We start from the raw sequence: 19,044 nt of genomic DNA, 5'->3' as shown, positions 1-19,044 counted from the left end.
CTCTCCTTGGATGGTATGGGTCTGCTTGTTTAAAAGATCAGCGGGACTCAGGTCTTCCGGCTGCGTTTGTCGAAACGGCGGGCGAGCCCATCGCCGGCGCTCTGGACGGCCTGCACCAGCAGGATCAGCACGATGACGACGGCAAGCATCACCTCCGGCATGAAGCGCTGGTAGCCGTAGCGGATACCGAGATCACCGAGCCCGCCGCCACCGACGGCGCCCACCATGGCGGAATAGCCGATCAGGCTGACGAGGGTCAGCGTCAGTGCCAGCGTGATGCCGGGTTTCGCCTCGGCAATCAAAACCTTGGTGACGATCTGCCAGCGGCTGGCGCCCATCGCACGGGCCGCTTCGATCAGGCCACGATCCACCTCGCGGATCGCCGCCTCGATCAGCCGCGCGACGAAGGGAATGGTCGCGATCGTCAGCGGCACGATCGCCGCATTGGTGCCGATCGAGGTGCCGGCGATGAGCCGCGTGAAGGGAATGATCGCCACGACGAGAATGATGAAGGGCGTTGAGCGCGCCGCATTGACGATGAGGCCGACGACCCGATTGACGAGGGGGGCGGCGAACAGTTCGCCCTTGCCGCTGGTGGCGAGGAAGACGCCGATCGGCAAGCCGATCAGCGTACCGATCGCGCCGGCAATCGCCACCATCTGCACAGTCTGGACGAGCGCCTTCCAGAGAAGGGCGAGGAGCATATCAGGCGCCATAACCGAGCACCTCCGTCAAAAGGCCGGTTTCGGCATAAAAGGCATCGGCGCGGGCAACGATCGCCGCGTCGGCGGGATAGGAGATCACCAGCGAGCCGTAGGGTTCGCCGGCAATCTCATCGATCGTCCCGGTGATGATGTTGACCTCGGCGCCAAGCTCGCTCATCAGCCGGGAGATCAGCGGCTGCTCGGCGGTCGCGCCAAAGAAGGTGATCCGCGTGTAGACGCGCGCGGCGGAGGCCGGCTCTTCCATCAGACGCCGGGCAATGGCTTCGGGCAGCTTGGTTCCGGCGAGACCGGAAAGCAGCGCCCGCGTCGTTTCGTGTTTCGGCCGGGTAAAGACGTCGAAGGTGCGGCCTGCTTCCACGATCAGCCCCTTGTCGATCACCGCCACCTCGGAGGCAATCGACTTCACCACCTCCATCTCGTGGGTGATCAGAAGCACGGTCAGGTCAAGCTCTCGGTTGATGCGCTTGATGAGATCGAGGATCGACTGTGTTGTTTCCGGATCGAGTGCAGACGTCGCTTCGTCGGACAGGAGCAGCTTCGGTTCGGTGGCAAGCGCGCGGGCAATGCCGACGCGCTGTTTCTGGCCGCCGGAGAGTTCGGCCGGATACCGTTTGGCCTTGTCCGAAAGGCCGACCAGATCCAGAAGCGGCTCGACCCGTTCCCGGATGGCCTTGGCCGTCAGGCCCGCGATTTCGAGCGGCAGCGCCACATTGTCGAACACTGTGCGGGACGACAACAGATTGAAGTGCTGGAAGATCATGCCGACTTGACGGCGCAGATCGCGGAGGCCCCGCTCCGACAGCGCCGTCACATCGACGCCGTCCACCAGCACGGTGCCGGATGTCGGCAGTTCCAGGCCGTTGACGAGCCGGATGAGCGTTGACTTGCCGGCACCGGAGCGACCGATGATGCCGGTGATGGCACCCTTCGGCACCGTGTAATCGACGCCGGCAAGCGCGGTGAATTCCCCCTGACCACCGCGATCCGGGAAACGCTTGGTGACCCCTTCAAAGGAGACCATGGCCGGGGCGACGGCAGTGGCGGGGGAAAAACCGGACGCACCAGCGCGTGCGGGTGACGTGGTATCGGGAATGGACAGCATGGAAAACTCGTTTTTGGTGGCGCCTTCTGAGGCGCAATCAGGGCGTGGCTCGGTTCAGATCGAGCGACACATTCGACGCATGGTACGCCGTTTCAACATCCCTGACGTTCCCCTTTCGTGGCGGGCAATCGTGCTCGCCGCTGATGACTGTCCGTCTTATCGCACCGCAGCAGACAAATGGATAGAAATGAAATTCTTCATATGGCAAAAATGCGAAAAAATCGTGCGACATGCGGCGCCGCCCGGTGTGTCGGGCAGCGCCGATGCACTTATTTCACCACGGAGACGAAATCTTCGCGGGCACGGCGGACCTTCTTGAGGTTGGCCAGCCAGTCACCCTCGGTCTGGCGGTATCCGAGCGGCAGCAGGGTAACGGAGCGCAGGCCGCGTTCGCGCAGGCCGAGGATTTCATCCACCTTGGCCGGCTCGAAACCCTCCATCGGCGTGGCATCCACACCTTCGAAGGCAGCCTGGGCAATGGCCATGCCGAAGCCGATATAGGCCTGGCGCGCGGCGTGCTGGAAGTTCGTTTCGGCATCGCGGCCGGGATAGGTGTTAAGCAGCATCTGGCGGTAGTTTTCCCAACCCTCGTTGGTGAAACCGCGCTCGGCATTGACGAGATCGAACATCGTGTTGATGCGCTCGACCGTGTAGTTGTCCCAGGCTGCAAACACCAGCAGGTGCGAGCCGTCGGTGATCTGCGCCTGGTTCCAGGCAACCTCGCGGATCTTCGCCAGCACATCCTTGTTCGTCACGACGATCACCTCGAAAGGCTGCAGACCACTGGAGGTCGGTGCCAGGCGGGCGGCTTCGATGATGCGTTCGACCTTGTCTTCGGACACGGTCTTCGACGGGTCCATCTTCTTGGTGGCGTAACGCCAATTCAGTTTTTCGAGAAGCATGAGCTCTTCACTTTCAGACGGTGGATAATGGCCGGCTTCCAGTGGGAGGTCAAAAAGAAAGCGCGGCCGGTGTGACCGCGCGTAGATAGCGATGGTACGAGCCCATACAAGGAGGCACTTTTCAGTAACCACCGATTTCGACCGGCGGCACGCTGGCTCAGGCGGACCGCAGAACGGGCTGCGCGAAGGCCTCGAAAGCAGGCTTGGCAAAGAGATAGCCCTGGAACAGGGTGACGCCGAAATCCTGGAGAACTTTCAGTTCCTCCGCCGTTTCCACACCTTCGCAGACCGGCATGATGTCGAAATCCCGCAGCATGGCGAGCGTGTGTTTCACGACAATCTGTTTGGCGGGCTCGCGGTCGATGTCGCGGATCAGGTCCATGTCGAGTTTGACGATGTCAGGCTGGAAGCGAGCGAGCAGGTTGAGGCCCGCATGACCGGCGCCAAAATCATCGATCGCCGTCCGGAAGCCGATCTGCCGGTAGGTCTTCAGGATGGACAGCAGATGGTCGGTATCCACCCGCTCGCTTTCGGTGAATTCGAAGATGATCCGCTCCGGCGCGAAGTTCAAACGCTCCGCCGTCGCCAGCGTCAGCCGAATACAGGCACGAGGCTCATAAACCGCATTCGGCATGAAATTGATCGAGAGCTTCTCATCCGATGTGGCCGACAGCTGCCGAGCGGCCAGTTCCAGGGCCCGGACACGACACTGCTGATCAAAGGCATAGCGGTTCTCGTCGGTCACGGCAGAGAGGACGTGGTAAGCGCCTTCTCCCGTCACGCCGCGCACCAGAGCCTCATGCGCAAAGGTCTTGCCGCTGTCGAGATCGACAATCGGCTGAAAGGCCATCGAAAACGGCAGCGCGAACGCCTGACCGTCGCGGCAACCCGCGCATCCCACCGCCATTGCAGTCTCTCCATGTTGCAAGTTGCGGAGTGAACTAAGGCGCAACGCCACGGCGCCCATCCCCGCTACCGTACACAAAGGATAGAACGGGAAGATTAACGCAGCTTATGGTTACCCTTTGGAAACTGGCTTGCGAGTTCCCGATACCATTTGCCGCTTTTCTTGAATGTCCGCTCCTGCGTCTCGTAATCGACATGCACGAGGCCGAAGCGCATGCGGTAACCTTCCGCCCATTCGAAATTGTCCATCAGGCTCCAGGCAAAATAGCCTTTCAGCGGAAAACCGTCGCGGATCAGGTCGGCGCAGACCGAAAGATGCTCCGCGTAATAGTCGAGGCGCGGCTGGTCATCCACCTCGCCGTTGACCACCTCCATATTGTAGGCGGCACCGTTTTCGGTGATGTAGAATTCCGGCAGGTCGTAACGCTTGTAGAGGTCTGCGACGAGATCAGCCATGGCGGAGGGGAAGATCTCCCAGCCGATATCGGTCTTTTCCGGATTGACGAAGGGCGCCGCCTTCGTGGCCGGGAACTCGGCTCCTGCGGTGGCATCGTCGGCGACGCGCATCGGCGTGTAATAATTGAGGCCCCACCAGTCGAGCTTCTGGCTGATGATGGCAAGGTCGCCGTCTTCGATCAGCGGCATCCGGTCTCCGAGCGCCGACATCAGGCTTTCCGGATAATGCCCCTTGAAGACCGGATCGAAGAAGGCACCGTTATGGAAATCGACGGCACGCTCGGCTGCCTTCTTGTCCGCTTCGCTGCTCGACCCGGCCACCACCGAATGGGCATTCAGCACCAGCCCGACCGGCACCGTCGGCGTGACATGGCGAACGGCTTCCACCGCCAGACCATGGGCCAGGTTGGTGTGATGGAGCGCATGCAACGCCGCCTGCATGTTGCGCTCGCCGGGCGCATGGATGCCGTAGAGGTGGCTGAGCCAGACCGAGCACCAGGGTTCGTTGAAGGTGGCCACCGCATCCAGCCGGTCGCCGAGACGCGCCATCACCACCTTGGCATAACGCTGGAAGGCATAGGCCGTGGAGCGCGCGGCCCAGCCGCCGTCTCCCATCAAGGCCAGGGGCAGGTCCCAGTGGTAGAGCGTCGCGTAGGTCTTGATGCCGCGCGCCCTGCAGCCATCGAGCAGGCGATCGTAGAAATCGAGCCCGGGCTCATTGATGCGGCCGACGCCGTCCGGAATGATGCGCGGCCAGGCAATGGAGAAACGATAGCCATCGACGCCCATGTCCTTGATCAGGTCCAGATCCGCCTCAAGCCGATTGTAGTGATCACAGGCCACATCGCCCGTATGGCCCTCGAAGACCCGGCCCGGCATATGCGAGAAGGAGTCCCAGATGGAGGCCTTTCGGCCGTCCGCCTTCACCGCACCTTCGATCTGGTAGGCGGCGGTTGCGACCCCAAACAGGAAGTCACCGGGAAAGCGGTCTGCGAGAATTTTAGGATCGGTCATCGTTCTCTTCTGTCATGCATCAGGAGCCAAGCCAGTGCCGTTGGAAAACGCCTTTGACAAAGCGTGGTTTCGCCGTCGGGTCTATCATTCGCATCGACAGATAGAGCTCATCGCCCACCAGTCTGAAGGTCACGTCGAAACGGTGGCCGCGAAGATTGCCCCGGAGGGTAGAGCTCCAGGCCCCCTGGCCCTGCAGCTCCGTCATTCGTCCGTTTCTTACCATTCCGACACGGGCCGTCCAACCATTATTGGCGGTCACGATCATCTGGCCCGATGCGCTATCGAAGCGGATTTCACATCGGTCGCAGCGGCCCGCATTGGAAGCCACCTGCTTCCAGGGGCCGAGATAATCGGCCCCCACATCCTGCGCATGGCCCGCGTTCACCAGAGCGATGCCAAACAGCAGGCAGGAGAACAGCAGCTTGACGTAAAACGGCATTCAGAACCTCCGTGAGACTGCCATCCTTTCGCACAGCACCTTGGAAAGGATGTTACGCCATTTGCTCAAACTGCCTCTATTCCGCACTGTTGGGCGTCAGACCTTCACCCAGGCGCCGTTCTGCTTGCCGCTTTCGATGCAGGCGGTCACGAAGGTGACCCCCTTCACCCCGTCATCCACTGTCGGATAGACGACGGAGGGATCGACGGGCGTACCGGCCCGCGCCGCGTTGATCGCGGCTGCCGCCTCCGAATAGATCGTCGCAAAAGCCTCCAGATAGCCCTCCGGGTGGCCACTCGGGATGCGGGTCACGCGCGCCGCGGCAGCCCCTGCACCGGCGCCGCCGCGGGTGATCAGCTGCTTCGGTTCGCCAAGCCGCGTGAACCACAGGTAGTTGGGGTCGGCCTGCGTCCACTCAAGGCCCGCCTTTGTACCATAGACGCGGACCTTCAGGCCGTTCTCGTGGCCGACGGCGACCTGGCTGCACCAGAGCAGGCCCTTGGCCGGACGACCGCCATCCTGCGCCTTGAAGCGCATCATCACATGCGCATTGTCATCGAGGCGCCGACCCGGCACGAAGCTATCGACATCGGCCGCGAGTTCGTCGAGTTCGAGACCCGAGATGAAGCAACCGAGATTATAGGCATGCGTGCCGATGTCGCCCGTCGAACCGCCGGCGCCGGATTGGGCCGGGTCGGTGCGCCAGACCGCCTGCTTGGCGCCCGTCTGCTCCACCGGTTCGCTCAGCCAGTCCTGCGGATATTCCATCTGCACCAGCCGGATCTCGCCCAGCTCGCCCGTCTGCACCAGTTCGCGCGCATGGCGCACCATGGGGTAGCCGGTGTAATTGTGGGTGAGGATGAACAGCGCCTTCGCCTTGTCCGCCACCGCCTTCAGCTTTTTGGCGTCTTCGAGGTTGGAGGTCAGCGGCTTGTCGCAGATCACATGGATGCCGCGCTCGAGAAATGCCTTGGCCGCGGCAAAATGCACGTGGTTGGGCGTCACGATCGAGACGGCCTCGATGCCATCCTGCCTCAGCGCCTCCTTCTCGGCCATTTCCTCGAAGGAACCGTAGCAGCGCGCCGGATCGAGGCCGAGATCGCGGCCGGATGCCATGGATTTTTCCGGCGTGGACGACAGGGCACCCGCCACGAGGTCATAATGATCGTCGAGCCTTGCGGCCATGCGGTGCACGGCGCCGATGAAAGCCCCCTGCCCACCGCCGACCATGCCCAGCCGGATTCGCGCGGATTTCTGTTCGGATTTGCTCGCTTCAATGGTCATGAAAAAATCTCCTCCTCGACAAGGTTTGGTGAATGCCGTTGCCCCTCATCCGGCTACCGCCACCTTCTCCCCGTTGAAACGGGGAGAAGGGATATGCCGCACCGTCTCCACCTCCAGCAGCGTTGCCGAAGTGCTCGTCCCCTCTCCCCGCAGGCGGGGAGAGGGTTAGGGTGAGGGGCTGCGGTTGCGTTACAATCCGAGCATGCGCCGGTTGGCCGCCTCGTCCGTGCCGCCGGAGGCGAAGTCGTCGAACGCCTTCTCGGTCACCCGGATGATATGGGCTTTGACGAATTCGGCGCCTTCGGCGGCACCATCCTCGGAATTCTTCAGCGCGCATTCCCATTCGACCACGGCCCAGCCATCGAAATCATTGGCCGTCAGCTTGGAGAAGACCGCGCCGAAATCCACCTGGCCATCGCCGAGCGACCGGAAGCGGCCGGCGCGGCCCACCCAGCCCTGGTATCCGCCGTAAACGCCCTGGCGGCCGGTCGGGTTGAACTCGGCATCCTTGACGTGGAACATCTTGATCCGGTCCTTATAGATGTCGATGTTGTCGAGATAATCCAGGCACTGCAGCACGTAATGCGACGGATCGTAGAGCATGTTGGCGCGGCGGTGGTTCTTCACCCGCTCCAGGAACATCTCGAAGGTCACGCCGTCATGCAGGTCCTCGCCCGGATGGATCTCGTAGCAGACATCGACGCCCTGCTCGTCGGCATAGTCGAGGATCGGCGTCCAGCGGCGGGCAAGTTCGTCGAAGGCCGTCTCGACAAGACCGGCGGGGCGCTGCGGCCAGGGATAGATGAAGGGCCAGGCAAGCGCACCGGAGAAGGTGGCATGCGCCTTGATGCCAAGATGCCGCGATGCTTTCAGCGCCATCTTCACCTGCTCCACCGCCCATTCCTGGCGGGCCTTCGGGTTGCCGCGCACTTCCGGCGCTGCAAAACCGTCGAAAGCCTCGTCATAGGCCGGATGAACCGCCACCAGCTGACCCTGCAGGTGGGTCGAAAGTTCGGTGATCTCGATGCCGTTCTCGCGCGCCACGCCGGCGAACTCGTCGCAATAATCCTTGGATTCGGCGGCTTTCTTGAGGTCGATCAACTGACCGGCCCAGGTCGGAACCTGCACGCCCACATAGCCCTTGTCTGCCGCCCATTTCGTGATTCCGTCCCAGGAATTGAATGGCGCGGCATCACCGGCGAACTGGCCGAGAAAGATGGCGGGACCCTTGATCGTTTTCATGAATCTCTCCTCCCTGAGAATTTCTGCAACGTTGCAGGTAGGGCTAACGGACTTTGCGAAAGGATACAACCGCAGAGCCTGCGACAGGTTCGCTCACAGACCAAAAAAGCGGTCGCATCGGGGAAAAACCCCCGCCCGGCACAAGGGTCGGGCGGAGCATTTGAAACATCCTATCGATGCTCCGAGAGAACCGAAACCCGGCCTCAGAAGGGCGAGTTCGGGAAGTAGTAGTTCTTGGCATTGTCCTTGGTGATCAGCGTCGCATCCAGCGTATAGGTGCCGTGGACCGGAACCTGGTCGTAGATCGCGGCAGCCGTCAGTTCCATGGCGGTCCCCACCATCGACGGCGGATAGAGAACGTTGACCGGCACCATCTTGTCGCCGTCCATGACCTTCTTGATCATGTCCTTCGAGCCGGCACCGCCGATGATGTACTTGATGTCGGTGCGCTTGGCCTGTTCGATCGCCTGCAGCACGCCGACCGCCATGTCATCGTCCTGGCACCAGACCACATCGATCTTCGGATATTTCGTCAGGTAGTCCTGCATCACGCGGAAGGCATCGTCGCGGTTCCAGTTGCCGAACTGGCGGTCGAGCACCTTGATGTTGGAGCCGGCGATACCCTTGTCGAAGCCGTCCTGGCGCTGCTGGTCGATCGGGATCGGCAGGCCGCGGATGACCACCACCTGCGCATCCGGCGTGTTCTTCTTGATGTATTCGCCGGCCACTTCGCCAAGCGCCGGGTTGTTGCCGGCCACATAGAGATCGCGCACGGAATTGTCATTGACGGATGGCGCACGGTCGACGATCGAAACGAAGGTGCCCTTGCCCTTCACTTCCTTCATGGCATTGACGAGCGGATCGGGATCGGTCGGCAGGATGACGAGCGCATCGATGCCCTGCACTTCCAGGTCCTGAATCGCGTTTGCCTGGCTGGCCGGATCCGGCGAGGTCTTGACGACCACCTTGAGGCCCGGATGTTCTTTCATCAAAAGGTCCGCCACGCGATTGGCGTGGTAGACGACGCCGGCGGTCCAGCCATGGTCGGCGGCCGGAATGGAAACGCCGATCGTCTTCGTGTCCTGCGCATGAGCGGCACCGAAGACGGCCGACATCGCAAGCGCAAGGCTCAGGATCTTCTTCATGTTCTTCCTCCCAAAAGAATGGTGGGTCTCTGTTGGCCTGCGGGGCGACCCGGCCCCCGCAGGTTACGACTTGCGCGTCAGCGAGCGCTGCACGAGCATGGCGATGATGATGATCGAGCCCTGAATGGCGCCGATCAGATATTCACTGATGAAGTTGGAGAGCAGCATGATGTTGCCAACAAGCTCCAGGATGAAGGCGCCGCAGATCGTGCCCCACACGCGGCCCGCCCCGCCTTTGAGCGCCGTGCCGCCGACGACGACCGCGGTGATCGCCTGCAATTCCCAGAGGATGCCGGTGGTGGCGGAAGTGGAGCCAAGGCGCGGCACGTAGAGAAGCACGGCAATTGCCACGCAAAGCCCCTGGATGATGAAGGCGATGGTGCGCACGCGGTTGACCGCAATGCCGGAATAGCGCGCCACTTCGCGGCTGGAACCGACGGCGGTCACATGCCGACCATACCGGGTGCGATAGAGAACGAAGGCGGCAATCGCCGTGACCAGCAGGATGACGAGGATCGGCACCGGAATGCCGGCGATCGAGCCGAAATAGACCGGGCGGTAGAGCGCCTGCTGCTCGGCAGAACGCAGCGTGATGGCGCCGCCCTGTGACAGCCAGGTGGTGAGCCCGCGATAGATGCCCATGGTGCCGAGCGTCGCGATGAAGGGTTCTATGCGGCCAACGGTGGTGATGAGACCGTTGGCGAGGCCGCAGAGCGATCCGATGACGACGGCGAGCGCGACGGCCGCCGCCAGCATCAGCGCCGGATCGGCAATCGCGCCGGAATTCATGAACAGGATCATCAGGCTGGCGACGAAGGCCACCATCGAGCCGACCGACAGATCGAGATCGCCGGAGGAAATGACGAAGGTCGCTCCGACCGCGATGATGGCAATGAATGCCGAGCGCGTCGCGACATTGGCGAGGTTGGTGAGCCCGATGAAGTTCGGATTGACCAGCGCACCGATGATCAAGAGCAGGATCAACGCGGCAAAGGGTGCCACCGCCCGCAAGTCGATATCCTTCAGGAATGAGCGAGGCTTTCTCGCTGCCTGTCCCCCGCCGTCCACACCCATATCCAACACTTCCTCCCGTTCGACCCCAAGGCTCTGGCGGCCCGTTTCAACTTGTTCTCACCCTGTGGAGCCGTTCCCTCACCCCGCCTCCGCTGCGCTCGGCGGACCTCTCCCCAAGGGGAGAGGAGAATCGCCAGCGGTGCGGCTCTCCCCTTCTCCCCTTGGGGAGAAGGTGGCCCAAAGGGCCGGATGAGGGGTTCACACCCCAACAATAAACCCAGTTGCCTACCCGGCCATCTGCCGTTTCAGGCCAGCGGCGTAGCGCATGATCGTCTGCTCGTTGATGTCGTCGCCTTCCAACTGCCCCACCAGATGCCCTTCGCGCATCACCATCACGCGGGTGCACAGCCCGATCACCTCCGGCATCTCCGAAGAGACGACGATGACGGAGCAGCCGTCGCGCGCGAGTGCCGCGATGAAATGGTAGATCTGCTGTTTGGTGCCGACATCGATGCCGCGGGTCGGCTCGTCGATGATGACGATTTCGGGCGCGGTCTCCATGATCTTCGCCAGCATCAGCTTCTGCTGGTTGCCGCCCGACATGCGCCCGACGCGGACCCGGTCGTCCCGCACGCGGATGTCGAAACGGCGCTTGGCGCGCGCCATGGCTTCCGCCTCGCTCACCGGATCGAGATAACCGTAACGGACATGACGGAACAGCGATTGCAGGGTGAGGTTCGCCGTCATGCCCTCGTCTAGCAGCAGGCCGCGGCCCTTGCGGTCCTTGGTCATGTAAGCAAGCCCGCGGCGCGTCGCCTCCATCAGGTCATGCGCGGCCAGCGGTTCGCCCTTCACCCGCACCTCGCCCGAGATACGCGACCGAAGCCCGATGATCGCCTCCATGATCTCGGTCCGACCGGAGCCGATCAGGCCGGAGAAGCCCAGCACTTCGCCCTTGCGCAGGTCAAAGCTCACATCCTTGACGTAGCCCGTCGAAAGGCCGCGCACGGAGAGAACGACCTCTTCATCGACATCCGGCTCGTGTTTGGCGGGGTAGAGACTGGAAAGCTCGCGACCCACCATCAACTGGGCGATGGAATCGCTGTCGAGAAGCGAAGTCGGCGCGGTCTTGATCCACTGCCCGTCGCGCAGCACGGTCACCCGGTCGCTGAGTTCCATCACCTCGTTCAGCTTGTGCGTGACGAAGACAAAGCTCGTACCCGTCTGACGCAGCTTGCGCACCTGATCGAAGAGAATGTCGGTCTCTTCCCGCGACAGCACCGCCGTCGGTTCGTCCATGAAGATCACCCGGGCATCGCGGCTGATTGCCTTGGCGATTTCCACCATCTGCTTGTCGGCGACGGCGAGCGAACTGATCAGCGCGTCCTCGTCCACCGCAGAGCCCAGCATGTCGAGGATGCGGCGGGTCTCGGAGCGCATGGACCGCCGGTCGAGAATGCCGAACCGGGTAAGCTCACGGCCAAGAAACAGGCTCTCGGCCACCGTCAGATGTTCGGCAAGATTGAATTCCTGGTGGATGAGGATGATGCCGAGCGCTTCCGCATCACCATTCGCCGGCAGGCTGACCGGCTGGCCGTCCAGAAGCAGGCGTCCCGAGCTCGGGCTTTCGAAGCCCGACAGGATCTTCACCAGCGTCGATTTTCCCGCGCCGTTTTCGCCGACCAGCGCATGCACCTCGCCCGGCAGGACGTCGAAATCGACGCTGAACAGAACCTGCACTTCGCCAAAGCTTTTCGAGACACGCTCAGCCGCCAATACGGGCGCCAGCACGGGCTCGTGCGCCTCTTCCCCATCCCCGGTCATGTGATCCTCCCGCGGCTCCTCAACCGCATATGAGGATTGTGTAAACCTTTACATGGCGTATGTAAAGGTTTACATCACTGCATCATTGGGGATTATGGCGGTACACAACCATTTGACTGTTGCAGCCGGTCCCGGATCATTCCAAGCCATTCGAAGCCTGTTCCAGAACACCCCGGCCACAAACTCGGATTGCGCCATTGTCGAATGCAGCGCCTGCCACGATCGAAGATGTTGCCCGCCTGGCGGAAGTCTCGATCGCGACAGTGAGCCGTGCGATCCACACGCCGGAGAAGGTGGCGAAATCGACACGCCAGCGGGTAAATCAGGCGATCGCCATCACCGGCTACACGACGAACGCCATGGCGCGGTCGCTGCGCATGGGCCGCTCCAACATGATCCTGGTGCTGGCACCCGACATCGGCGACCCGAACTTCTCCTCCATCCTGATCGGCATCGAGAACGAGGCCCGCGCCCACGGATACGGCGTCCTCATCGGCCACACCCAGAACGATCCGGAACGCGGCCTCGAATATCTCAAGTTCTTGAACTCCAACCAGGCGGCAGGCCTCGTTCTGTTTACCGGCCACGAACCTTTCGGCCACCAGGAACTGGCGCAACGCCTGCCGCCGACGGTTGCCGTTTTCGAGCCGGTGTTCGGCACCAAGGTCTCCTATGTCGGGGTCGATGACACCGCAGGCGCCCGCAAGGCCGCGGAATATCTGCTCGCCTCCGGGCACCGCGACATCGCCTTCATCGGCGATTCGAAGACGAAGCTCGGCCACGTCCGGCGGCGCAAGGGCTATGACATCGCGCTCGATGCCGCCCGCATCCCGACGAACCGCCGCATGGTCATCGACGGCGAGGGATCGGTCGAAGCGGGCCGTCTCGCCGTCGAGCAATTGTTCATGCGCGACACGCTGCCGAGCGCCTTCATGTGCGTCAATGATGCAACCGCCGTCGGCGTCATCAACGGGCTTGCGGCGCGCGGTTATGACCTGCCGCGCGATTTCTCCGTCATCGGCTTCGATGACGTGCCGCAGGCGACCTATCTCAACCCGCCGCTCACCACAGTGCGCCAGCCCCGCTCGGCGATTGGCCGCCAGGCCATGGCGCTGCTGCTGAAGCAACTGGCAGAGCCCGGCGGCGGCACGGAAGAAATCCTCCTCCTGCCGGACCTGATCGTCCGCGGCTCCGTCACCTCGGCCATGCGGTCGAGATGAGGTTTCCCCCATCCCGACCGACCATTGATCAGACGTAGCGGTTGACCACGTTTTCCAGAAGCTCCTGCTTGCCGGATTTCGGCTGCGGGTTGACGTTCTGGCTTTCCACGCGGGCCGCAATCGCATCGAGACCTTCCTCGCCACGCAGCATCGTCTGGTTTTCGGGCTTGTCCCAGCCGGCATACCGGCTGTTGAGGGGACCCGACAGCGCCTTCTCTTCCAGCATGGCCGCCGCCGCCTTCAGGCCACGGGCGCAGCAATCGATACCGCCGATATGGCCGATCAGCAGATCTTCCGGATCGAGCGACTGGCGGCGCAGCTTGGCATCAAAGTTCGTGCCGCCGGTGGTGAAGCCGCCGCCGGAAAGCACCTGGTAATAGGCGAGCGCCATTTCCGGCACGTTGTTCGGGAACTGGTCGGTATCCCAACCGGACTGGTAGTCATTGCGGTTCATGTCGATCGAACCAAAGATGCCGAGCGCATTGGCAAGCGCCAGTTCGTGCTCGAAGGAATGGCCGGCGAGGATCGCGTGGCCCTGCTCGATATTGACCTTCACTTCCTTCTCGAGACCGTAGTTCTTGAGGAAGCCGTAGACGGTCGCAACGTCGTAATCATACTGGTGCTTGGAGGGCTCCTGCGGCTTCGGTTCGATCAGGATCGTGCCCTTGAAACCGATCTTGTGCTTGTATTCGACGACGAGGTTCAGGAAGCGGCCCATCTGGTCCAGTTCCTTCTTGAGGTCGGTGTTGAGCAGGGTCTCGTAGCCTTCGCGTCCGCCCCAGAGCACGTAGTTTTCACCGCCGAGCTTATGGGTCGCGTCAATGCAGGTCTTTACGGTTGCCGCGGCAAAGGCAAAGACATCCGGATCCGGATTGGTCGCCGCACCCGACATGTAACGGCGGTGCGAGAAGAGGTTCGCCGTGCCCCACAGCAGCTTGACGCCGGTGGCGGCCTGCTTTTCTGCAAAGTAATCGACGATCTCGTTGAGGTTCTTTGTGTTTTCCGCGAAATTCGCGCCTTCCGGACGCACGTCGGCATCATGGAAGCAGTAATAGGGCGTGCCGAGCAGCTGGAAGAATTCGAACGCCACGTCCGCCTTCAGCTTGGCAGCGTCCATCGTGTCCTTGAACCACGGGCGCTCGAACGTGTTGCCGCCGAACGGGTCGGTGCCCGGCCAGGTGAAGGTGTGCCAGTAGGCAATCGCAAAGCGCAGATGGTCTTCCATGCGCTTGCCCATGACCATTTCGTCCGGATTGTAGTGGCGGAAGGCCAGCGGATTGCGGCTGCCTTCGCCTTCATATTTGATCTTCTGGATATCGCCGAAAAAGCCTGTCGACATGGGTGTTTCTCCTTGGGTTGCTGTTTCGTGTTTCTCAAAAACGTCCTGGAAATGGGAAAGCCCCTCACCCTGCCCTCTCCCCCAGGGGAGAGGGGGAGACCGGCGCGGGCCGCTTGTCCCTTCTCCCCTCGGGGAGAAGGTGCCGGCAGGCGGATGAGGGGACCGCGTCTCTCTCAAATCCCCCGGATCGCCGGATAAAGGGCCCGGTAGCGGTGGTAGGCGGTCTCATAGGCAGCCGTCAGATCCGCAACCGGCTCCACCGTCTCCGCCGTCTGCGGCGCCGTGAAGACCGACAGCGGATCGGCACCGGTTGCCGCCACGAGGCCGAGGCGGGCGGCGCCGAAGGCGGCACCGAAATCGCCGTCCGCCGGGAGATCGACCGGCATGTCGAGCGCGGTGGCAATCGAGGTCAGCCAGTAGCGCGAGCGCGAACCGCCGCCGATCGCCGTCACCCGGCTGATGCTGGTGCCGGCGGATTTCAGCGCTTCCAGGCTGTCGCGGATGGCAAAGGTCACGCCCTCCATCACCGCCTGCGTCAGTTCTGCGCGACCGCTCTCATGGCCAAGCCCGATGAAGGCACCGCGGATTTTTGCGTCATTGTGCGGCGTGCGCTCGCCGGAAAGATAGGGCAGGAAGGTCACGCCCGTCGGCGCGTGGAGTATAGCGCCCACTTCGGCGGAGAGTTCGCCCGCCGTGCGGCCGGTGACCTTGGCATGCCAGTTCAGCGCATCGGTGGCGGACAGGATCACGCCCATCTGGTGCCAGGTGTTCGGCAGCGCGTGGCAGAAGGCGTGCACCGCGCTTTCCGGCTTCGGCAGGTAGGAGCCGTTCGCCGCAAACAGAACGCCGGAGGTGCCGAGCGAGACGAAGGCCTGGCCTTCCGCCACCGTGCCCATGCCACAGGCAGACGCCGCATTGTCACCGGCGCCGCCGGCAATCACCACGCCGGAGCCCATGCCCCATGCGGCGGCAAGTTCGGCGCGCAGCGTGCCGCCCTGCTCCGTGCCCTCCACCAGCCGCGGCATCTGATCTTCCGAGAGATCGGTTGCCGCGAGAAGCTCGGTGGACCAGGCGCGCTTGCCGGTATCCAGCCAGCTCGTGCCGGCGGAATCGGACATTTCCGAAATATGCTCGCCGGATAGCCAGAGGCGGAGATAATCCTTCGGCAGCAGCACCTTGGCCACCTTGGCAAACACATCCGGCTCGTTGTTCTTCACCCAGGCGAGTTTGGGCGCCGTGAAGCCCGGAAAAACGATGTTGCCGGTCAGTGCGCGAAAGCGGGGATCGGCATCGAGCGCCGCGGCCTCGGCAAAGGAGCGGGTGTCGTTCCACAGAATGCAGGGGCGGAGAACCCGGTCGCTCGCATCAACCAGCGTCGCGCCATGCATATGGCCGGAAAGGCCGATGCCGCGAACCGCTGCGAGTTCCGCCGGATGCGCCCCCTTCAGCGCGCCAACCGCCTCCTCAGTGGCGCGGATCCAGTGCGCCGGGTCCTGTTCCGACCAGCCGGGATGCGGGCGCGACACGTCGAGACCGCCGGTGGCGGACCCGATGACGCGCTGGTCGCCATCGATCAGCATCGCTTTGACGCCGGACGTGCCGAGATCGAGACCGAGATACATGGTGTCCTCCTTTGCCGCCCCGTTTCTCAGGGCAGATTGTCTTTCAAGAATATGTCGATGCGGATGCGCTCCTGCGCGGCGATCACCGCATCGCCATCCGCTTTGGCTTTGAGCACGCGCAAGGCACTGCGCACCTCGTGGCCGGCATCCTGGTTCAGCACCGCATCGATCAGATCCTGCGACAGCGCCGCGCGCGTGGCAGGCGTCAACTCGTGCAGGATCACCACCGGGCGGGCGTCGCGGGACAGCAGGGAGAGCGCGCGGATAAGACCGCGATTGCCGGCGCCCGCGCTGTAGATTCCGGCAATACCGCGATGCTCGGCAATCGCCTGCGTCACCAGCCGTTCGGTCTCGGCAGGGTCATCGCGTCCTTCGATGACGGGCAGGATGGCACGGCTGCCGAAACGCTCACCCATCACCGCCGTAAAGGCTTCGAGGCGCTCGCGGTGGTCGCGCACCATCAAGGAGCCTGCGATCGGGAGCACCAGACCGGGGCGTTGCCCCAGAAACCGGCCCATCAGGGTGCCGGCGGTCCGGCCTGCTGCGGAATTGTCGATCCCGGCGAAATGCGTGCGCTGCGAGCCACTGAGATCGGAGACCAGCGTCACGACCGCGATGCCCGCCTCCACCAACCGATCGGCCGCCGCCTGAACCTCCGGCGCATCGACAGCCACGAAGGCGACGCCATCCAGCCCTTCTTCGAGAACCTTGTCCAGCGCCGCCACCAGCGCTGCAGGGTCGAAGGCCGGCACATCCCGAAGGGTCACCGACATGCGCTCGCGCTGGCCGCGCTCGGCCGCCGCCTCGACCTCGGAGCGCAGGGCCTGCATGAAGGAGTTGTTGTTGGCCGGCAGGATGAAGGCAAACGTATAGACCCGCCCCTTGGCGAGGTTTGCTGCCGCCACATCCCGCACGAAACCCAGCGCCTCGACGGCCGCCTCCACCTTCGCCTTCATCGCCGGGCGCACGCCCGCGCGGCCGTTCAACACGCGGTCGACGGTGGCAAGGCTGACACCCGCATGGGCGGCGATATCGTGAACGGTTGGCTTCATGTCTCCTCCGCCGACAGTCTTAGCGCAGATCTTGAGGTACGTAAATCAGAAAGGTGCGCCATCGGAAAAGAGAACAGGAAAAAGGGGCCGCCGCGGCTGCGACGACCCCCTTACTGCCCTTCTCGGCGGTGGATTTCGGGAGAAACGAGAAGGACTAGTGACCGGCTCCGGCGGGCGGGGCCGCCTTCGGTTTCGAAATGAGACTGACCAGCAGGATCAGCGAACCGAACAGCACCGTCAGCGCCATGAAGACATCGATGAAGGACAGGATGGTGGCCTGCTGGCTCACCATGCCCGAGAGCTTGCTCAGAGCGGCGCTGGTTCCGTCGATGCCATAGGCGCTGTAGTTCGCGCCGACATTGTTCAGCCAGTCGAGGGCCGCAGGATTGCCGAAGTTCACATGCTCCGACAGCCGGGCATAATGTTCGTCCGCCCGCTGCGTCAGCATGGTGTTGATGATCGCAAGGCCCACCGCGCCGCCCAGGTTACGGGTCAGGTTATAGAGCCCGGACGCGTTCTGAATACGCTGCGGCGGCAGCGTGCCGAGCGCCACATTGTTGATCGGCACCATGCACAGCATCAGCGAGCAGCCGCGCAGGATTTGCGGCACGAGCAATTCGTAGAAATCCCAGTCCGCCGTCAGGCCCGTCACCATGTAGGTTCCGAGCGCGAAACCGAAGAAACCGATGCCCATCATCACCCGCGGATCGAGCCTGCTCGACAGCATGCCGGCAACCGGCGCCGTGAAGAACATGGCAAGACCGGAGACGAACATGGTCTCGCCGATCATCAGCGCATCATAACCACGAATGCGGGCCAGATAGAGCGGGTAGATATAGGTGAGGCCGTAGAGGCCGACCCCCATGATGAAGGAAAACAGCGAGCCGAAGGCGAAGTTGCGGTTGGTGAAGGCCTTGAGGTCCACGACCGGGAAATCCACCTTGAAGGCGCGCCAGAAAAACACCACGGCGCCCACGACCATCGCCACCGTGCCCAGCACGATATGCTCGTCGCTGAACCAGTCCTTGTTGTTGCCTTCCTCTAGCACGTATTCGAGCGAACCGAGGAACACCGCCATGGAGGCAAGCCCCCACCAGTCGAAGCGCTTCATCAACTCGTGCTGCGGCTTGTCGAAATTAATGAACGTCCAGGCGAGCACGGTGACGAAGATGCCCGGCACGATGTTGACGAGGAACAGCCAATGCCAGGAAAAGGCATTGCTGAGATAACCGCCCACCGTCGGACCGATGGTCGGTGCGAGCGTGGCGATGAGGCCGATGATCGGCGAGACGACCGAACGCTTGGAGGGCGGAAAGATGGTGAAGGCTGCCGCGAAGACCGACGGGATCATCCCACCGCCGATAAAGCCCTGGATGGCGCGGTAGACGATCATCTGTTCGATATTGGTCGCCGTCGCGCAAAGCGCGGACGCGATCGTGAACCCGCCGGCGCACAGCGTGAAGAGCACGCGGGTCGACAGGATGCGGGCGAGCGTTCCCGACAGCGGGATCATGATGACCTCCGCGATCAGGTAGGAGGTCTGAACCCAGGCGATCTCATCCGAACCGGCCGAGAGACCGGCCTGGATTTCCGACAGCGAGGCAGACACGATCTGGATGTCGAGGATCGACATAAACATGCCGACGACCATCGCGAAGAACGCGATGAGCTTGCGTCTGTCCATCGGAGGATCGGCAGGAATGGCGCCGGCCGTGGCAGTGGCAGCCATGATATGCTCCTTCGCGAGACCCTGCCGCC

General features: G+C 62.8%; 16 protein-coding genes. 1 reads left to right on the top strand and 15 read right to left on the bottom strand.

Annotated elements, in window-relative coordinates:
• Nucleotides 1-47: 47 nt before the first annotated feature.
• From G6N78_RS09165 to G6N78_RS09115, 11 genes are all read right to left on the bottom strand, one after another.
• Nucleotides 48-716: a methionine ABC transporter permease gene (locus G6N78_RS09165; protein WP_165217651.1), complete on the bottom strand. Its 669-nt coding sequence runs from the start codon at nt 714-716 to the stop codon at nt 48-50.
• Entirely contained in the window at nt 706-1,746 is a 1,041-nt protein-coding gene (locus G6N78_RS09160; protein WP_165221546.1) for a methionine ABC transporter ATP-binding protein, read from the bottom strand. Before G6N78_RS09160 ends, G6N78_RS09165 begins: the two co-directional genes overlap by 11 nt.
• A 350-nt stretch (nt 1,747-2,096) precedes the next feature.
• Nucleotides 2,097-2,729, bottom strand: coding sequence for an NAD(P)H-dependent oxidoreductase (locus G6N78_RS09155; protein WP_165217649.1), 633 nt, complete (start codon nt 2,727-2,729; stop codon nt 2,097-2,099).
• Between the two features lie 157 nt (nt 2,730-2,886).
• Complete coding sequence (locus G6N78_RS09150) at nt 2,887-3,636, bottom strand: EAL domain-containing protein (protein WP_165217647.1); 750 nt, start codon at nt 3,634-3,636, stop codon at nt 2,887-2,889.
• Nucleotides 3,637-3,731: 95 nt separating this feature from the next.
• Complete coding sequence (locus G6N78_RS09145; protein ID WP_165217646.1) at nt 3,732-5,105, bottom strand: GH1 family beta-glucosidase; 1,374 nt, start codon at nt 5,103-5,105, stop codon at nt 3,732-3,734.
• Between the two features lie 19 nt (nt 5,106-5,124).
• Entirely contained in the window at nt 5,125-5,544 is a 420-nt protein-coding gene (locus G6N78_RS09140) for a hypothetical protein (RefSeq protein ID WP_165217644.1), read from the bottom strand.
• 96 nt (nt 5,545-5,640) lie between these two features.
• Nucleotides 5,641-6,828 carry a Gfo/Idh/MocA family protein gene (locus G6N78_RS09135; RefSeq protein ID WP_165217643.1) on the bottom strand — a complete coding sequence of 396 codons (1,188 nt, stop codon included), beginning with the start codon at nt 6,826-6,828 and terminating at the stop codon, nt 5,641-5,643.
• Nucleotides 6,829-7,017: 189 nt separating this feature from the next.
• The gene (locus G6N78_RS09130; protein ID WP_165217641.1) at nt 7,018-8,070 is read right to left on the bottom strand and encodes a sugar phosphate isomerase/epimerase family protein; all 1,053 of its coding nucleotides are present in this window, start codon (nt 8,068-8,070) and stop codon (nt 7,018-7,020) included.
• A gap of 203 nt (nt 8,071-8,273) precedes the next feature.
• Nucleotides 8,274-9,215: a substrate-binding domain-containing protein gene (locus tag G6N78_RS09125; RefSeq protein WP_165217639.1), complete on the bottom strand. Its 942-nt coding sequence runs from the start codon at nt 9,213-9,215 to the stop codon at nt 8,274-8,276.
• 63 nt (nt 9,216-9,278) lie between these two features.
• Nucleotides 9,279-10,289 carry an ABC transporter permease gene (locus G6N78_RS09120; RefSeq protein WP_165221543.1) on the bottom strand — a complete coding sequence of 337 codons (1,011 nt, stop codon included), beginning with the start codon at nt 10,287-10,289 and terminating at the stop codon, nt 9,279-9,281.
• 225 nt (nt 10,290-10,514) lie between these two features.
• Entirely contained in the window at nt 10,515-12,053 is a 1,539-nt protein-coding gene (locus G6N78_RS09115) for a sugar ABC transporter ATP-binding protein (protein WP_165217637.1), read from the bottom strand.
• A gap of 197 nt (nt 12,054-12,250) precedes the next feature.
• Here G6N78_RS09115 and G6N78_RS09110 point away from each other — a divergent pair, with 197 nt between their 5' ends.
• Nucleotides 12,251-13,273 (top strand): LacI family DNA-binding transcriptional regulator, encoded by a 1,023-nt coding sequence (locus tag G6N78_RS09110; protein WP_165217635.1) that lies wholly within the window; start codon nt 12,251-12,253, stop codon nt 13,271-13,273.
• A 28-nt stretch (nt 13,274-13,301) separates the two neighbouring features.
• On the opposite strand, the gene xylA is transcribed toward G6N78_RS09110, so the two are convergent.
• The 4 genes from xylA to G6N78_RS09090 form a co-directional block, all read right to left on the bottom strand.
• On the bottom strand, nt 13,302-14,612 hold the full coding sequence (gene xylA, locus G6N78_RS09105; RefSeq protein ID WP_165217633.1) for a xylose isomerase: 1,311 nt from the start codon (nt 14,610-14,612) through the stop codon (nt 13,302-13,304).
• Between the two features lie 173 nt (nt 14,613-14,785).
• Entirely contained in the window at nt 14,786-16,234 is a 1,449-nt protein-coding gene (gene xylB, locus G6N78_RS09100; protein WP_165217631.1) for a xylulokinase, read from the bottom strand.
• A 26-nt stretch (nt 16,235-16,260) separates the two neighbouring features.
• Complete coding sequence (locus tag G6N78_RS09095; protein ID WP_165217629.1) at nt 16,261-17,286, bottom strand: LacI family DNA-binding transcriptional regulator; 1,026 nt, start codon at nt 17,284-17,286, stop codon at nt 16,261-16,263.
• 154 nt (nt 17,287-17,440) lie between these two features.
• On the bottom strand, nt 17,441-19,015 hold the full coding sequence (locus G6N78_RS09090) for a DHA2 family efflux MFS transporter permease subunit (protein WP_165217627.1): 1,575 nt from the start codon (nt 19,013-19,015) through the stop codon (nt 17,441-17,443).
• Nucleotides 19,016-19,044 lie beyond the last annotated feature (29 nt).

Origin of the sequence: Allorhizobium pseudoryzae, assembly GCF_011046245.1 — a bacterium.
Taxonomy (GTDB): Bacteria; Pseudomonadota; Alphaproteobacteria; order Rhizobiales; family Rhizobiaceae; genus Neorhizobium; species Neorhizobium pseudoryzae.
The sequence above is the reverse complement of the archived record's forward strand: the minus strand, read 5'-3'. Positions and strand labels throughout refer to the sequence as shown.

Coding starts and splice junctions, on each gene's coding strand:
- G6N78_RS09155 (WP_165217649.1), bottom strand. CDS start 2,729: ATGCTTCTCGAAAAACTGAATTGGCGTTACGCCACCAAGAAGATGGAC.
- G6N78_RS09095 (WP_165217629.1), bottom strand. CDS start 17,286: ATGAAGCCAACCGTTCACGATATCGCCGCCCATGCGGGTGTCAGCCTT.
- G6N78_RS09120 (WP_165221543.1), bottom strand. CDS start 10,289: ATGGGTGTGGACGGCGGGGGACAGGCAGCGAGAAAGCCTCGCTCATTC.
- xylA (WP_165217633.1), bottom strand. CDS start 14,612: ATGTCGACAGGCTTTTTCGGCGATATCCAGAAGATCAAATATGAAGGC.
- xylB (WP_165217631.1), bottom strand. CDS start 16,234: ATGTATCTCGGTCTCGATCTCGGCACGTCCGGCGTCAAAGCGATGCTG.
- G6N78_RS09165 (WP_165217651.1), bottom strand. CDS start 716: ATGGCGCCTGATATGCTCCTCGCCCTTCTCTGGAAGGCGCTCGTCCAG.
- G6N78_RS09150 (WP_165217647.1), bottom strand. CDS start 3,636: ATGGCGGTGGGATGCGCGGGTTGCCGCGACGGTCAGGCGTTCGCGCTG.
- G6N78_RS09125 (WP_165217639.1), bottom strand. CDS start 9,215: ATGAAGAAGATCCTGAGCCTTGCGCTTGCGATGTCGGCCGTCTTCGGT.
- G6N78_RS09115 (WP_165217637.1), bottom strand. CDS start 12,053: ATGACCGGGGATGGGGAAGAGGCGCACGAGCCCGTGCTGGCGCCCGTA.
- G6N78_RS09160 (WP_165221546.1), bottom strand. CDS start 1,746: ATGGTCTCCTTTGAAGGGGTCACCAAGCGTTTCCCGGATCGCGGTGGT.
- G6N78_RS09130 (WP_165217641.1), bottom strand. CDS start 8,070: ATGAAAACGATCAAGGGTCCCGCCATCTTTCTCGGCCAGTTCGCCGGT.
- G6N78_RS09135 (WP_165217643.1), bottom strand. CDS start 6,828: ATGACCATTGAAGCGAGCAAATCCGAACAGAAATCCGCGCGAATCCGG.
- G6N78_RS09140 (WP_165217644.1), bottom strand. CDS start 5,544: ATGCCGTTTTACGTCAAGCTGCTGTTCTCCTGCCTGCTGTTTGGCATC.
- G6N78_RS09090 (WP_165217627.1), bottom strand. CDS start 19,015: ATGGCTGCCACTGCCACGGCCGGCGCCATTCCTGCCGATCCTCCGATG.
- G6N78_RS09145 (WP_165217646.1), bottom strand. CDS start 5,105: ATGACCGATCCTAAAATTCTCGCAGACCGCTTTCCCGGTGACTTCCTG.